General features: G+C 67.8%; 1 protein-coding gene. It reads left to right on the top strand.

Annotation, left to right across the window (positions count from 1 at the left end; translation table 11 throughout):
- Positions 1-391, top strand: a 391-nt coding sequence (locus G3I17_RS40245; RefSeq protein WP_275402669.1) for a group II intron maturase-specific domain-containing protein, incomplete at both ends; no start/stop codon positions are given.

The following is a 391-nucleotide window of genomic DNA, read 5'->3' as shown; positions in this document are numbered from 1 at the left end:
CGATGACGCGGTGGTGATGTGTGCTTCTCGCGAGCAGGCCGAGGCCGCCTTGGAGCGGTTGAGAGTTCTGCTGGCCGATCTCGGCCTGGAGCCGAAGGCGGCCAAGACCAGGATCGTGCACCTGCAGGTGGGGGGCGAGGGACTGGATTTCCTCGGTTTCCACCACCGGTGGGTCACCTCCCGGCCCCGCGACGGGCGGCACCCTGTTGCTTTCCTCGCCCGCTGGCCCTCGGACAGGGCGATGCAGCATGCCCGCGACCGGGTCCGTGAGTTGACGGACCGTCGCAGGCTGCTGCGTCCGGTCAAGGTGATCGTGGAGGACGTGAACGCGTTCCTGCGCGGATGGGCAGCGTATTTCCGGTTCGGGAACTCGGCCCACACCTTCGACCAG

Source organism: Streptomyces sp. SID13031 (assembly GCF_010548305.1).
GTDB lineage: Bacteria > Actinomycetota > Actinomycetes > Propionibacteriales > Kribbellaceae > Kribbella.
This window is presented reverse-complemented; position numbering and strand designations above follow the sequence as displayed.